This is a genomic window from Sphingopyxis sp. KK2 (assembly GCF_001990265.1).
Taxonomy (GTDB): Bacteria; Pseudomonadota; Alphaproteobacteria; order Sphingomonadales; family Sphingomonadaceae; genus Sphingopyxis.
Map to the genome: position 1 here is coordinate 23,202 of NZ_LYVN01000001.1, position 14,784 is coordinate 37,985.

Annotated in this window: 15 protein-coding genes; 11 read left to right on the plus strand and 4 right to left on the minus strand. The window is 66.1% G+C overall.

Annotated elements, in window-relative coordinates; all coding sequences use genetic code 11:
- Positions 1-203 precede the first annotated feature (203 nt).
- Positions 204-1,625, plus strand: coding sequence for a 3-isopropylmalate dehydratase large subunit (gene leuC / locus B1A78_RS00110; RefSeq protein ID WP_077145006.1), 1,422 nt, complete (start codon positions 204-206; stop codon positions 1,623-1,625).
- Here leuC and leuD read toward each other — a convergent pair.
- Positions 1,622-2,206 (minus strand): 3-isopropylmalate dehydratase small subunit, encoded by a 585-nt coding sequence (gene leuD, locus B1A78_RS00115; protein ID WP_077145062.1) that lies wholly within the window; start codon positions 2,204-2,206, stop codon positions 1,622-1,624. The genes leuC and leuD overlap by 4 nt on opposite strands.
- Positions 2,207-2,375: 169 nt before the next feature.
- Here leuD and B1A78_RS00120 point away from each other — a divergent pair, with 169 nt between their 5' ends.
- Entirely contained in the window at positions 2,376-2,882 is a 507-nt protein-coding gene (locus B1A78_RS00120) for a MarR family winged helix-turn-helix transcriptional regulator (RefSeq protein ID WP_077145007.1), read from the plus strand.
- Positions 2,883-2,953: 71 nt separating this feature from the next.
- Positions 2,954-3,529: an NADPH-dependent FMN reductase gene (locus B1A78_RS00125; RefSeq protein ID WP_077145008.1), complete on the plus strand. Its 576-nt coding sequence runs from the start codon at positions 2,954-2,956 to the stop codon at positions 3,527-3,529.
- On the opposite strand, the gene B1A78_RS00130 is transcribed toward B1A78_RS00125, so the two are convergent.
- Entirely contained in the window at positions 3,526-3,936 is a 411-nt protein-coding gene (locus tag B1A78_RS00130; protein ID WP_256837366.1) for a MarR family winged helix-turn-helix transcriptional regulator, read from the minus strand. The genes B1A78_RS00125 and B1A78_RS00130 overlap by 4 nt on opposite strands.
- Before the next feature lie 200 nt (positions 3,937-4,136).
- Between B1A78_RS00130 and B1A78_RS00135 the strand changes: the two genes are divergently transcribed.
- The 6 genes from B1A78_RS00135 to B1A78_RS00160 are packed head-to-tail and all read left to right on the plus strand — an operon-like array spanning position 4,137 to position 10,810.
- A complete protein-coding gene (locus B1A78_RS00135) occupies positions 4,137-5,771 on the plus strand; it encodes a long-chain-fatty-acid--CoA ligase (protein WP_077145063.1) in 1,635 nt (544 codons plus the stop codon).
- A 28-nt stretch (positions 5,772-5,799) separates the two neighbouring features.
- Positions 5,800-6,927, plus strand: a complete 1,128-nt coding sequence (locus tag B1A78_RS00140) for an alpha/beta hydrolase (RefSeq protein WP_077145010.1) — start codon at positions 5,800-5,802, stop codon at positions 6,925-6,927.
- 1 nt (position 6,928) lies between these two features.
- The gene (locus B1A78_RS00145) at positions 6,929-7,906 is read left to right on the plus strand and encodes a phosphotransferase family protein (RefSeq protein WP_256837368.1); all 978 of its coding nucleotides are present in this window, start codon (positions 6,929-6,931) and stop codon (positions 7,904-7,906) included.
- The gene (gene eno / locus B1A78_RS00150) at positions 7,903-9,201 is read left to right on the plus strand and encodes a phosphopyruvate hydratase (protein WP_077145012.1); all 1,299 of its coding nucleotides are present in this window, start codon (positions 7,903-7,905) and stop codon (positions 9,199-9,201) included. The genes B1A78_RS00145 and eno overlap by 4 nt, the downstream gene beginning before the upstream one ends.
- The gene (locus B1A78_RS00155) at positions 9,198-10,118 is read left to right on the plus strand and encodes an NAD(P)-dependent oxidoreductase (protein ID WP_077145013.1); all 921 of its coding nucleotides are present in this window, start codon (positions 9,198-9,200) and stop codon (positions 10,116-10,118) included. Before eno ends, B1A78_RS00155 begins: the two co-directional genes overlap by 4 nt.
- Positions 10,118-10,810 carry an alpha/beta fold hydrolase gene (locus tag B1A78_RS00160; protein ID WP_077145014.1) on the plus strand — a complete coding sequence of 231 codons (693 nt, stop codon included), beginning with the start codon at positions 10,118-10,120 and terminating at the stop codon, positions 10,808-10,810. The genes B1A78_RS00155 and B1A78_RS00160 overlap by 1 nt, the downstream gene beginning before the upstream one ends.
- Positions 10,811-10,995: 185 nt before the next feature.
- Here the strand turns inward: B1A78_RS00160 and B1A78_RS00165 are convergent, their stop codons facing one another.
- Positions 10,996-12,078: a 5-methyltetrahydropteroyltriglutamate--homocysteine methyltransferase gene (locus tag B1A78_RS00165; protein ID WP_372236857.1), complete on the minus strand. Its 1,083-nt coding sequence runs from the start codon at positions 12,076-12,078 to the stop codon at positions 10,996-10,998.
- 65 nt (positions 12,079-12,143) lie between these two features.
- Between B1A78_RS00165 and B1A78_RS00170 the strand changes: the two genes are divergently transcribed.
- Both B1A78_RS00170 and B1A78_RS00175 read left to right on the plus strand, forming a co-directional pair.
- Positions 12,144-13,706 (plus strand): long-chain-fatty-acid--CoA ligase, encoded by a 1,563-nt coding sequence (locus B1A78_RS00170; protein ID WP_077145016.1) that lies wholly within the window; start codon positions 12,144-12,146, stop codon positions 13,704-13,706.
- A 13-nt stretch (positions 13,707-13,719) separates the two neighbouring features.
- The gene (locus B1A78_RS00175) at positions 13,720-14,109 is read left to right on the plus strand and encodes a hypothetical protein (protein WP_077145017.1); all 390 of its coding nucleotides are present in this window, start codon (positions 13,720-13,722) and stop codon (positions 14,107-14,109) included.
- A gap of 65 nt (positions 14,110-14,174) precedes the next feature.
- Here B1A78_RS00175 and B1A78_RS00180 read toward each other — a convergent pair whose 3' ends face one another.
- Positions 14,175-14,768, minus strand: coding sequence for a VOC family protein (locus B1A78_RS00180; RefSeq protein ID WP_083733670.1), 594 nt, complete (start codon positions 14,766-14,768; stop codon positions 14,175-14,177).
- Positions 14,769-14,784: the final 16 nt, after the last annotated feature.

A 14,784-nucleotide genomic window follows, 5' to 3' on the forward strand; every position in this document is an offset into this window, starting at 1 on the left:
TCCTCGGTTCGTACCGTCGGTCTATCCTCATTCCCGAAGCCCTCATATCACGCCGAAAAAATACTTCAACTACTAAGTATTTCATGATTGTGAAAATCGACATCGGCGGAAAAGCGCTTGATACCGGTGGCAGGCATGCCGTATAAGTTAGATATCTAAGTATTATCGCGCCGCTCTGAACGGCGCCGACGGGGCGAGGCTGCATGACGGATCCGGTGAAGGCACGAACGCTATACGACAAGATCTGGGACGCGCATGTCGTCGCCGACGACGAGGGCGAATCGATCCTCTACATCGACCTGCACCTGCTCCACGAAGTCACCTCGCCGCAGGCCTTCGCCGCGCTCGCCGCCGCCCGCCGTCCGGTCCGTCGCCCCGAACGCGCGCTCGCGCTGTCCGACCATAATGTGCCGACCGAGGGGCAGGCGGCGGGCGCCGCCGCGGTCGCCGACGCACAGGCGCGCGCGCAGCTTTTGGCGCTCGAGGTCAATGCCGACCGTGCAGGCATCGAGCGCTTCGCGATGGGCGATCCGCGGGGTGGCATCGTCCATGTCGTCGGCCCCGAACAGGGGCGCTCGCAGCCCGGCATGACGATCGTCTGCGGCGACAGCCACACCTCGACCCATGGCGCGTTCGGCGCGCTCGCCTTCGGCATCGGGACCAGCGAGGTCGAACATGTGCTCGCGACGCAGACGATCCGCCAGCGCAAGTCGCGGGGCATGCGGATCACCGTCGACGGGACGCTTCCCGATCATGTCTCGGCCAAGGACCTCGCATTGCACCTGCTCCGCGCGGTCGGCGTCGATGGCGCGACGGGCCATGTCATCGAATATGCCGGCCCCGCCATCCGCGCGCTGTCGATGGAGGCGCGGATGACGCTCTGCAATCTCAGCATCGAGATGGGTGCGCGCGCCGGGCTGGTCGCGCCCGACGATGTGACCTTCGCCTATCTCGCGGGCCGGCCCTCGGCGCCGTCGGGCGAGGCGTGGGGCAGGGCGGTGGCCCGCTGGCGCGCGCTCGCGAGCGACGCCGATGCGACGTTCGACCGCGAATTGCGCATCGCCGCCGCCGCCATCCGCCCGATGGTGACCTGGGGCACCAACCCGTCCCAGGCCGTCGCGATCGGTGACCGCGTGCCCGATCCGTCGGACCTGCCCGACCTCGACGCGCGTGCGAGCGCCGAGCGCGCACTCGCTTATATGGACCTCGCGCCGGCTATGCCGATCGCCGGCCTGCGCCTCGACCGCGTCTTCATCGGCAGCTGCACCAACAGCCGGATCGAGGATTTGCGCGTCGCCGCCGCGATCGCGCGGGGCCGCCACGTCGCGCCGCATATCCGCGCGATGGTCGTGCCGGGGTCGGGGCTCGTCAAGCGCCAGGCCGAGGCCGAGGGGCTCGACGTCATTTTTGCCGCCGCCGGTTTCGACTGGCGCGAACCCGGCTGTTCGCTCTGCGTCGGCATGAATCCCGACCGGCTCGCCCCCGGCGAACGCTGCGCCTCGACCTCGAACCGCAATTTCGAAAACCGCCAGGGCCGCGGTGGGCGAACGCATCTGATGAGTCCGGCGCTCGCGGCGGCGAGCGCGATCGCCGGGGCGATCGCCTCGCCCGACATGCTGGACTAGGCCGCCGTCTCGAACCGCGCGATGGCGTCTTCGTGGCGCAGCGTACGCCCGATATCGTCGAGTCCCTCCATCAGCACCCGCCGGTCGTCGGGGTCGACCGCGAAGGCCATCACCTCGCCAGAGGCGAGGCGGATTTCCTGCGCTTCCAAGTCTACCTCGACCGGCGCAAATTGCGCGAGCGCAATCTCGCCCCGCAATCGTTCGCACAGCGCTTCGGGCAGCCGGATCAGCAGCAGGCCGTTCTTGCGCGCATTGTTCGCGAAAATGTCGCCGAAGCTTGGCGCGATCACACAGCGGATGCCGAAATCGTCGAGCGCCCACACCGCATGCTCGCGCGACGATCCGCAACCGAAATTGCGGTCGGCGATCAATATCTGCGCGTCGCGACACGCCGGCCGGTTGAGGATGAAATCGTCGCGCTCGCTGCCGTCGGTCGCGAAGCGAAGCGCCTCGAACAGGTGCGCGCCGAGCCCGTCGCGGGTCAGCGCCTTCATGAAGCTGGCGGGGATGATCATGTCGGTGTCGACATTGGCGAGCGGCAGCGGCGCCGCGACCCCGCGCACCCGGACGAATTGCTGCACCACGGCCTCCGGCTAATAACTTAGTAATCTAAGTAAGTGCGATTGGCCGGCTTGTCCAATCATTTGATCTCCTCATCGTGTCCGGCGACGATAGAGGTTGCCGCCCGATTCTTCGGCCTCTAAGAATTGGGTCAGACACAAGGCCGCGGGGCCGCAGGGGAGCAAGGCATTGGCGAAGACAAGAGAGAGCTTTCGGCATCCCGCCGAATATTACACCGATCCCGAAAACAGTATCGGCTATCTCGCGCGCGTCGTCTTCCGTTCCTTCTCGCGGCTGCTCGAGCGCCGCACGCTGACGCATGATGTCTCGGCGGGCCAATGGCGCTTCCTGCGCCAGTTGTGGCGCGAGGACGGCATTACCCAGCGCGAACTCAGCGAGCGTGTCGGCATGCGCGAACCGACGACAGTCGTTGCCTTGAAGGGCCTCGAAAAGGCGGGTTTCATCACCCGCAAGAAGACCGAGGACGACCGCCGCAAGACCTTCATCTTCCTGACCCCGCACGCACGCAAGCTCGAACTGGTGCTCGCGCCGATGAATGCCGAGATCCACGAGATCGCGACGCGTGGAATGAGCGACGAGGAGGTCGAGGTGCTGCAATCGCTGATGCGCCGCGTGATCGGCAATCTCGCCGACGAAACGCAAAAGCTGTCGGTGCTGTCCGACGTCAAGGCTTGATCCTGCGCATCTAAGTTGCGATGCCCGCCGCGAATCGGTTAGCATTCTAACCATATCGGGCGGGAGAGATTATGACGAAGATTGCGGTGATCGTCGGCAGCACGCGCGACGGCTCGTTCAACCGGGCGCTCGGCGCGCTCGCAGCGGTGCAGCTTGCCGCGCATGGCGCCGAGGTGATCGTCGTCGACCTCGCGGCGCTCGACCTGCCGATCTACACCGCCGCGCTCGAGGCCGATGCCTTTCCGGCCGACGCCTTGAAGCTCAAAAAAGTCCTCGCCGCGCAGGACGGGCTGCTCGTGATCTCGCCCGAGTATAATGGCTCGATTCCGGCGCTGCTTAAAAACGCCATCGACTGGGCCTCGCGCCCGACCGAGGGCGAGGGTCCGCTCGCGCTGACCGCCTTTCGCGGCAAGGCGGCGGCGATCATGGGCGCCTCGGTCAGCCCCTTCGGCGGCATTCGCGCGCTTGCGCATTTGCGCCAGATCCTCGGCACCATCCAGATGCTCGTGATCCCCGACCAGGTGCTTGTCCCCAATGCGCATGCGGCCTTCGACGAGGACGGCCAGCTCAAGGAGGCGCTGCCCGCGTCGCTCGTCGACATGACCGCGGCGCGCCTCGTCGCGGTGGCCAAGGCGCTCGCGGCCTAGGCGCGCTTCTTTTTCGCCGGCGCCGGATCACGCTCGATATTGTCGCCCCAGTCGGCCTCGAGCGAGGCGAGCAGCGCATCGAAGCGGTCCTGCCCCAGCACCTCGGCGATCTGCGCGGTCAGCGCGTCCATCGCGCGCTGGGCGTCCTGCCGCATCCGCGCGCCCGTCTCGGTCAGCGACACGATCATGTGCCGCCGATCGTCGGGATCGGTGTCGAGCTTGACCATGTCGAGCGTGATCATCTGGTTGATCGTGCTGTGAATCGCCTGCCGCGAAACCCCCAGGTTGCGCGCGATGTCCGACGGGCGGACGACACCGCTGACGACATTGGTCATCACCATCGATTGCGGGCGGCTGACGTCGGGCCAGCCGCGATCGTGCAGCCGCGCCTGCAGCCCTTCGTCCATCCAGCAAAAGCGCTGAAAAAGTGCGATGATCAATTGGTTGGTGCGCATATGATGCTGCGGTCGGCCCCCTTTGCCTTTGGTCCGTGCTAGAAGAAGGGCAGGGGGGACGCAAGGCAGCGCGGCGTTGCATATCCGAAATACTTAGTATACTATCCTTTTAACCGGCGCTAGACGCCATGATGATGGGAGCGACAACGGCCATGATGGGATTGATGCAGGATGTTCCGCTGACGGTGGATCGCATCCTCGATCACGCCGCGAACTGGCACGCGGCCCGCGAAATCGTGTCGCGCGATGCCGAGGGCCGGGTCACCCGCTCGAGCTATGCCGATATCCACGCCGATGCGAAGCGCGTCTCGAACGCGCTCGCGGCCGAAGGAATCGTTCCGGGGGACCGCGTTGCGACGATGGGCTGGAACAGCGCGCGGCATCTGTCGGCCTGGTATGGCGCAGCAGGCATGGGCGTCGTGCTCCACACGCTCAACCCGCGCCTGTTTCTCGAACAGATCGCCTATATCGCGAACCACGCCGGCGACCGGCTGCTGATCGCCGACCCCGCGACCGCCGACCTCGTCGAAGAATTGCTGCCGCAGGTGCCGAGCATCGAGAAGGTGATTTTCTTCTGCGACGCAGCTTCGCTGCCCAAGACCAGCTTTCCTGCCATCGCCTTCGACGACTGGATCGCCGGCCAGCCCGCCGACTATGCATGGGGCGGGTTCGACGAGAACGCCGCCTGCGGCCTCTGCTATACCAGCGGGACGACGGGCAATCCAAAGGGCGTGCTCTATTCGCACCGCTCCAACTATATCCACGCGTTGATGACGCTCCAGCGCGATGCGCTGGGCCTGTCGGCGCGCGACACGGTGCTGCTCGTCGTCCCGATGTATCATGCCAATGCCTGGGGCGTCGTCTATTCGGCGCCTGCGGTCGGCGCGAAGCTCGTGCTGCCCGGCCAGCGGATGGACGGCGAATCGATCTACAATCTGATCGAAGAGGAGGGCGTCACCTACTCGGCTGCCGTCCCGACCGTGTGGCAGATGCTGCTGCAATATATGCAGGAAAACGGGAAACGCTTCACCACGCTCGAACGCGTCACCATCGGCGGCTCGGCGTGCCCCGAATCGATCATCCGCACCTTCCGCGATGATTATGGCGTCGACGTCATCCAGGGCTGGGGCATGACCGAAACCTCGCCGCTCGGTACAGTCTCGGTTCCCAACGCCGCGGTCGCGGCGAAATCCGAACCCGAGCAGATGGTCTACAAGCTCAAGCAGGGCCGCCTGCTTTGTGGGCTCGAAATGAAGCTCGTCGACGATGGCGGAAACCGCCTGCCGCACGACGGCAAGACCCCGGGCCGGCTGATGATCAAGGGCCCGACGATCGCCGGCGCCTATTTCGGCAATGAAGGCGGCGATGTGCTCGACGCCGAGGGCTTTTTCGACACCGGCGACGTCAGCACGATCGACGGCGAAGGCTATATGAAGATCACCGACCGCGCCAAGGACGTCGTCAAGTCGGGCGGCGAATGGATCAGCTCGATCGAGATCGAGAATATCGCGATGGGGCATGAAGCGGTGGCCAACGCCGCGGTCGTCGGCGTGTCGCATCCCAAATGGGACGAGCGCCCGATCCTGCTCTGCCAGCTCAAGCCCGGTGCCAGCGCCGAGGCGGCGGACCTCACCGGCTACCTCGACGGCAAGATCGCCAAATGGTGGATGCCCGACGATGTCCTCTTCGTCGACGACATCCCGCTCGGCCCCACAGGCAAGATCGACAAGAAGGCGATCCGCGCCGGGCTGGAGGGCTATACATTGCCCTTCGAGGTCAGCCGCTAGAACAACTGCAACAACAGGAGAGAGACTTATGGATCCCAACGGCATCGAGGGCCTCGACGCGACCTTCATCGGCCGCGCGCCGCCGACCGCGCCGCGCATCCAAGCGGGCGGCCATCCGTGCCAAGGCATCTACTGGACCGAGGCGGGCAAGCGCCCGAAGGTCGCGATCATCGCCACCCACTATAACGTCGATTTCTCCGAACATTATATCGCGCCCTATTTCGCGCGGCAGGGTTTCGGCTTTCTCGGCTGGAACACCCGCTATCGCGGTTTCGAGGACCAGTTCCTGCTCGAACATGCGGTGCTCGACATCGGCGTCGGGATGAAATGGCTCAAGGAAGAGGCCGGGGTCGAGCAGATCGTCATTCTGGGCAATTCGGGCGGCGGTTCGCTGATGGGCGCCTATCAGGCCGAGGCGATCGCGCCGACGCTCACCGACCGCCTGCCGTCGGTCGGCCAGGATGCGCTCGCGCAATTGGTGAAGGGCGATCTCTATATCAGCTTCAACGCGCATCAGGGCCGTCCCGAAGTCCTCACCGACTGGATGGACGCCTCGGTGATCGACGAGAATGATCCGACGCTGACCGACCCCGAACTCGATCCGTTCAACCCCGACAATGGCCCGCCCTATTCGTACGATTTCATCGCCAAATATCGCGCCGGCCAGCGCGCGCGCAACCAGCGGATCACCGACTGGGCGAAGGCCGAACTCGCGCGGCTCAACGCGGCGGGCATTCCCGACCGCATCTTCCCGCTGTTCCGCTGCTGGGGCGATATCCGCTGCGTCGATCCGGCGATCGACCCGTCGGAGCGCAAGCCCAACTGGTGCTACCGCGGCGACCCCGCGATCGCCAACCGCACCCCCAGCATCGGCCGCGCCAACACGCTCAAGACCTGGCTCAACATGTGGAGCCTCGAAACCTCGCCGTGCCAGGGGGAGCCGCATCTCGCGAAGCACGACACCCCCGCGCTGGTCGTGCAGGGTCTCGCCGACACCGGCGTCTTCCCCAGCGACGCGCGCAAGATCTTCGACTTTCTGGGCTCGACCGACAAAAGGATCGAACTGATCCCTGGCGCGCATTATTTCGAGGATTCGATCAAGGAACGGCAGGACGCTGCCGATCTCGTCGGTGCATGGATCCGGGAGAAGCTGTGACGTGACGGCCGACGCCGACATCATCGACGCGCTGCGCGCTGCCGGGCTGGCGGGGGAGGGCGAGGTCGTCCTCCAGCCGCTGACCGGCGGCGTGTCGTGCGATGTTTGGAGGGTCGACAGTCCGGTCGGCCCGATCGTCGTCAAGCGCCCGCTGCCGCAACTGCGTGTCGCCGCCGAATGGCTCGCCCCCGTCGAGCGCGGGACCAGCGAGGTGCGCTGGCTGCGCCGCGCGCGCGGTGTCGATCCACATATCGCGCCCGAGGTTCTCGCCGAGCTGCCGGGCCATTCCTTTGCGATGCGCTTTCTTCCGGGCTGTCCGGTGTGGAAGGACGAGCTGATGGCGGGGCGCGTCGATGCCGATTTCGCCGCACAGGTCGGGAAGGGCATCGCCGCCGTCCACGCCGCCACCGCCCATAACGACGCCGACCGCGCCGACTTCCCCAACGACGACATGTTCCGCGCGCTGCGCGTCGATCCCTTCCTGCTCTATGTTGCGCAGCATGACGCCGAACTCGCGCCCGCGCTCACCGCGCTCGCCGAGGATCTTTCGGGCCGCAAGATCGCGCTCGTCCATGGCGACGTCAGCCCCAAGAATATCCTCGTCAGCGCCGACGGCCCGGTCTTCCTCGACGCCGAATGCGCGGTCTATGGCGACCCAGCGTTCGACCTGGCCTTCTGCACCACGCACTTGCTGCTCAAGGCGGTCTGGTCGGGCGACGCGCGGATGAAGGAAGCCGCTGCGGCGCTGGTCGCCGCTTACCGCGCGGGCATCGACTGGGAGGATGCCGACGGCCTGCTTCTCCGTGCGGGCAGGCTCACCGCAGCGCTGCTGCTCGCGCGCGTCGAGGGCAAATCGCCTGCGCCCTATCTTACCGACCCCGAACATAAGACCATCGTGCGCGATCAGGCGCGCGCGCTGGTCCGCGCGCCTAGGCCGATCGACGCGCTCGTTGCCAATTGGAAAAGGACTTCTGAATGACTTCGCCCATCGCTTCCGTCACCGGCCGCCAGCTCTGGGACTCGCGCGGCCGCCCCACGGTCGAGGCCGAAGTCACGCTTGTCTCGGGCGCGGTTGGCCGCGCCATCGCACCTGCGGGCGCTTCGCGCGGCGCGCATGAGGCGATCGACCTGCGTGACGGCGGTACCGCCTTTGGCGGCTTCGGCGTCGATCGCGCGGTGGCGGGTATCGGGTCGGAGATCGCGCGAGCGATCACCGGCATGGATGCGCATGATCAGGCGGCGGTCGACGCCGCGCTCTGCGCGCTCGACGGCACGCCGAACAAGGCACGCCTCGGCGCGAACGCCGTCGTCGCGGTGTCGATGGCGGTGCTCCACGCCGCCGCCGCCGATGCGGGGCAGCCGCTGTGGCGCTACCTTGCGGGCGATGCGAAAGTCCGCATTCCGCTCCCCGAAATCCAGATCTTCGGCGGCGGTGCGCACGCCGGGCGGCGCACCGATGTGCAGGACTTCATGATCATGTGCCCGACCGCCGGCAGCTTCCGTCGCGCTCTTGAGATCACGGACGATGTCTACCGCGCCGCGGGCAGGCTGATGGAAGCGAAAGGCCCGCTCAGCGGCGTTGCCGACGAGGGCGGCTGGTGGCCCAATTTCGCGTCGAACGAGGATGCCCTCGACACGCTCACGAAAGCGATCGAGGCGAGCGGCCACCGCGCGGGCGAGGATGTCTTCATCTCGCTCGACATCGCCGCCAACGAACTCGGCGACGCTTCGGGCTACCGCCTCGCGCTCGACGATGGGCGGCTGACGAGCGAAGCGATGGCCGCGCGCATCATCGAATGGGCGGGGCGTTATCCGATCCTGTCGATCGAGGACCCCGCGGGGCAGGATGACTGGGCCGCGATGGCCGCCGTCACCGCCGCGATCGGCGACCGCGTCCAGATCATCGGCGACGATGTGCTCGTCACCAATGCCGAGCGCGTCGCGCGCGCCGGCGACGCGGGGGTGTGCAACGCCGCGCTGATCAAGGTCAACCAGGTCGGCACCGTGACCGAGGCCAAGGCCGCGCTCGATGCCGCCAGGGCGCGCGGCTGGGGCGCGATCGTCTCGGCGCGCTCGGGCGAGAGCGAGGACGTCACCATCGCGCATCTCGCGACCGGCTGGAACGCGGGGCAGCTCAAGGTCGGCAGCTTCACCCGCTCCGAGCGCATGGCGAAGTGGAACGAGATGCTGCGCATCGAGGAAGCGATGGGTGATGATGCGGTCTTCGCGGGCTTCTCGGCCTTCGCGGGCAGCATCGGCGCGGTCGCGGCATGATCGTCCTCCACGCGCGTCCCAGCCCCGGCTTTCGCGAAGCCGTGGATGCGATCTTCGGTCCGGGCGTCGTGACGCATGTCGACGAGGCTGCACCGCTCGACGATGTCGCGCCCGACATCACCGCGCTGCTCCATGTGCTGACCCCGGTGACCCCCGGGTTCATCGCATCGGCGCCGAAATTGAAGCTCGTCCAGAAACTCGGCGTCGGGGTGAACACCATCGCGCTCGACGCGGCGCGTGACCATGGCGTTGCGGTGTGCAACATGCCCGGCACCAACAGCCAGGCGGTCGCTGAAATGGCGCTGTCGCTGATGATGGCGGTGCTGCGCCGCACCTGTTTTTTCGACGCGCGTACCCGCGCCGGGCAGGGTTGGACCGCCGACCCGTCCGAACTCGATCAGGTCGGCGAAATCGGCGGGCGCACGATCGGCCTCGTCGGCTTCGGCAATTCGGCGCAGTTGCTCGCGCCCGCGCTCGCGGCGCTCGGCGCGAAGATCGCCTATACGGCGCGCAGCCAGCGCGACGTGCCCTACGAGTTCCTACCTCTCGACGAGTTGCTCGCGACCAGCGACATCGTCTCGCTGCACATCCCGCTGACCGACGAGACGCGCGCCAGCATCGATCCCTTCGCGATGAAGCAGGGCGCGGTGCTGGTGAACACCGCGCGCGGCGAACTCGTCGACGAAGCCAGGCTCGTCGACGCGCTGACCAGCGGCCATCTGCGCGGCGCCGGCCTCGACGTCTTCGCCGAGGAACCGCTGCCGCGCGGCAATCCGCTGCTGGGCCTGCCCAATGCGGTGCTCGCGCCGCATATCGCTTGGCTCACTCCCGAAACGCTCGTGCGCAGCCTGACCGTCGCGCACGAGAATTGCCGCCGCCTCGCCGCCGGCGAACCCTTCGTGCATCAGGTGGTCTAATGTCGCTCCCCATCGTCCTCATCACCGGCCAGCTTTTGACCGACGCCGTCTGGCAACCGCTGCTGGACGCCTGGTCCGACCGCGAGATCATCGTTGCCGACAACCAAAGCGATGACACGATCGAAGGCTTTGCCCAGCGCCTCCTCGACAACGCACCGCCGAAATTTGCGCTTGTCGCCCACGCCATGGGCGGCTTCGTCGCCTTCGAGGTGATGCGCCGCGCCCCCGAACGCGTCGCGAAGCTCGCGCTGATCTCCACGCTCGCTTCGGCCGACGGCCCCGCGCAGACCGCACGGCGGCAGGGCTATATCGACCTCGTCGAAGCCGGAAACTTTGACCAGGTCGTCGAGGAACGCCTCCCGATCCTCTTTCCCGAGGAAAGGCGGAATGACACCCGCCTCCTTGGCATCGCGCGCCGGATGGCCGCCGACACCGGCGCCGACACTTTCCTCGCCCAGCAGCGCGCGATCATGGCGCGCATCGACAGCCGCCCGCGCCTCGGCGAGATCGCGGTTCCGACCTTGCTGATCTGGGGCGAAAAGGACGGCATCACCAGCCGCGCGCATCATGACGAAATATTGGAAGCCATCCCCAGCGCGAAGCTCGAGGTGATCGCGGGGGCCGGGCATCTGCCGACGGTCGAGGCGCCCGAGGTGGTGGTGCCATTGCTTACGGCGTTCGTAGATCAATAACTTACGTCATCCCGCGGAGGGTGTCGGGAGGCACGTGACTCCCGGCACGATCCAGCTTTCTTTTCTTCCTTATTCTTCGAGCCTTCGCGCCTTTGCGTGAAACCAAGAAAATCTCACGCAAAGGCGAAAAGGCCACAAAGAAGGAATAAGCTGGATCCCCGCCTGCGCGGGGATGACGATATGGGTTATTTGAGCTCCGCCCGCACCATCGCCGCCCCATCGACCATCGCCTTCAGCTTGGCCTGGCTATGCTCGCGGCTGTGATATTTCATCCCGCAATCGGGCGCGATCCACAGACGTTCGGCATCGACATAGCGCAAAGCCTCGCGAATGCGTCCCGCGACCACTTCGGGCGTCTCGACCTCGGGGATCGACAGGTCGAGGACCCCGTACATGATTGTCTTGGTCGGCAGTTCGGCGAGGATCGACGGATCGAGCCCGGGCTGCGCCGCCTCGATCGAGATCACGTCGATCGCCGACGCCTCCAGCTCGGCAAGGAAGTCATAGGCCTTGGGCTTCGGCCCCGTCGCGCCCGCACCATGGTGGACCATCGCATAGCCGAAGCAGATGTGCAGCGCGGTCATCCCGCCAACGCCGTCGAGCGCGCGGTTGATCGACTCGATCGCATAGGCATTGGCCTCGGCCGCGCGCGCCTGCAGATAGGGTTCGTCGAGCTGGACGACATCGACCCCCGCCGCGAACAGATCCTTGATCTCGGCATTGACCGCATCGGCATAGTCCATCGCGAGCGACCGCAGGTCCGGATAATAGCCGTTCTCGGCCTGCTGCGTCATCGTGAAGGGGCCGGGTAGGGTGAGCTTCACCGGCTTGGTCGAATGACGCCGGAGGAACGCCGCATCCTGCGCCTCGATCGGTGCCACGCGGCGGATCGGACCCGATACCAGCGGCACCGGATTGGCGTTGCCCGTGCGGTCGATCGCGGTGCCATGCTTTTCGGTGTCGATCCCCGACAGCGCGGTCGCGAGCCGGTTCGAATAGCTTTCGCGCCGCATCTCGCCGTCGCCGACGATGTCGATGCCCAGTTCTTCCTGATCGCGGATCGCCATCAGCGTCGCGGCCTCCTGCGCGTCGGCGAGCCAAGGTTCGGGGATACGCCACAGCGTCTCGGCGCGCACGCGCGGGGGCAAGCTCGCCTTCAATCTTTCGCGGTCGATCAGCCAGTCGGGCTGGGGGTAGCTTCCGACGATTGTTGTCGGCAATATGGGAAGGTTCTGCAACGCTTGTCCTCTCGATTTTTTGCTGGCCAAGCATTTGCTTAGTATTCTATCTAATTCAAGAAAAATTGACCGAAATCGAGTTTGGGGAGAGTGAAATGATCGATCTGGATGCCATCCGGACCCTGGCCCATATCCCGGGCGCGCAGGCGCGCGCGCGCGGCGACGCGATCGCCGTCAAATATGGCGACCGCGAAACGAGTTTCGCCGACCTCGACCGGCAATCCAACCGCGTCGCCAATGCGCTGATCGCCGCGGGCATCCAGCCCGGCGACCGTGTTTCGGCGCTCACCAAGAATCATGACGCCTGGTATCCGCTCTTCTTCGGCACCGCGCTCGCGCGCGCCTGTTTCGCGCCGATCAACAACCGGCTCGTCCCGGCCGAGGTCGGCTTCATCGTCGGCGACGCTGCCCCGGAATATCTGTTCGTCGGCGAGGATTTCTTCGACTGCGCGCTCGCCGCGGTCGCGGGGCTCGCCAACCCGCCGCGCCTCGTCGCGCTCTATGGCGCGCATCCGCAGTTCACGCCGTTCGACGAATGGCTTGGCGACGCCTCCGACGCCGCGCTGTCCGGTCCCGACCTCGCCGACGACGTGCTGCAACTCTACACCAGCGGCACTACGGGTCTGCCCAAGGGCGTCGTGCTGACGCACCGCAATTACCGCACCTTCCTCGAGGCCGCGACCGAGGTCGACGGTTTCGCCTATGGCCAGGACGAGACGGTGATCATCGTCATGCCGCTCTTCCATGTCGCGGGGACCAATGTCAGCTTCTCGGGGCTGGCGCAGGGCGGCCGCCTGTTGCTCGTCAAGGATTTTACCCCCGCCGACGCGATCCGTATGATGCGCGAGGAGAATGTTGCGCACGCCTTCCTCGCCCCCGCGATGATCCAGATGATGCTGATGCAGCCCGCGGCGGGCGAGGGGCCCTATCCGGCGCTGCAATCGATCGCCTATGGCGCCTCGCCGATCGCCGAGGATGTGCTGCGCCGTGCGCGCGCGACCTTCGGCTGCGACTTCGTGCAGTTCTACGGCATGACCGAGTCGGCCGGCGGCGGCTCCTATCTTTCGCCGAGCGCGCACGACATTCCGGGCAAGCTCACCTCGTGCGGCAAGCCTTGGCCGGGGGTTGCGATGGCGATCCTCGACGGCGAAGGCGGCGAACTCGGCGACGGCGAGATCGGCGAGATCGCGATCCGCGGCGGCATCGTGATGAAGGAATATTGGAACCGCGGCCCCGCCACCGAGGAAACGCTTGCGGGCGGCTGGCTCCACACCGGGGACGTCGGTTACCGCGACGCCGACGGCTTCTATTTCGTCCACGACCGGATCAAGGACATGATCGTGTCGGGCGGCGAGAATATCTACCCTGCCGAGGTCGAAAGCGCGATCATGGGCTGCCCCGGCGTCGCCGATGTCGCGGTGATCGGCGTGCCCGATGACAAATGGGGTGAGGCCGCGAAGGCGCTGATCGTCGCGTCGCCCGATGGCGCGCCCGATCCCGCCGCGGTGATCGCCTGGGCGCGCGAACGCATCGCCGCCTACAAGACCCCCAAGAGCGTGGAATTCATCGAGGCGCTGCCGCGCAACCCCTCGGGCAAGGTGCTCCGCCGCGAACTGCGCGCGCCTTATTGGGAGGGCAAGGGTAGGGCGGTCGGGTAAGACGGCCGCGTCGATGTGGAGGCTGATCCCGCTGGCACTGCTCGCGACGCTTGTTGGCGGCTGCGACGACGGTTGCGGCAATGAGATTATCACGCGGAGCGATGCTACGGGCGGAGCGCACAGCGCGGTGATGTTCAATCGCAATTGCGGCGCGACGACCGGCTTCACGACCCAGATATCGATCGTTCCGTCCGGTGAGCAGCCTTCGGGGGCGGGCAATGCGTTTGTGGCCGACGACGATCATGGCGCCGCCACGACGGGCGATTGGGGTGGTCCGTGGGCCGAGATGACATGGCTCGCGCCCGACCATTTGCGAATACGCTACGTTCCGAAATCGCGGTTGTTCAAGCAGGAAGAGAACGTCTCGGACGTCAAGATCAGCTACGAGCCCGTCGCCCGCTGACCGCCCCCAAAAAAACGGCCCGGTGCTCGCACACCGGGCCAAGAGGAGTTCCTGAGGAGGATATGTTATTCGGCGGGCACCGGCGTCCGCCCGGTGATCATGCCCTTGGCGCGCGTGCCATCGGCGCGGGCCGGGTCGTGCGCCACGTCGCTCGCGTCGAATTCCTTGGTCCACGCCGCGAATTCCAGGCACACGCCGTCGGGATCGAAAAAATAGATCGAGCGCACGAACACGCCGGGGTGCATCTTTTCGGCGAGGTTGGTTTCGCTGTCGTCATGGTTCAGCACGCCCGAAACGCGGACGCCCTTTTCCTTGAGCCGGTCGCAATAGGCGTCGAACTTGTCGGCCGCGACGTTGATCGCGATATGGTTCATCGAGCCGTGCGCCGAGGTGAAATTGCCCTCGCCGGGCAGCGCCTCGGGCGCCGAGATGCCGGGGACCGCTTCGGGAGCATCGGCGAACCAGAAAAAGGCGATGCTGTCGCCATTGCCGCAGTCGAAGAAGAAATGCTGGCCGCGTCCGCCGGGCAGGTCGAGCGTCTTGATCAGCGGCATGCCGAGGATGTCGCGGTAAAATTCGACCGTCTTCGCCATGTCCTTGCACACCAGCGCCAGATGATTGACGCCGCGGAATTCGAACTCGCTATTGGTTGCAGCCATTATCCGTCTCCTTGGG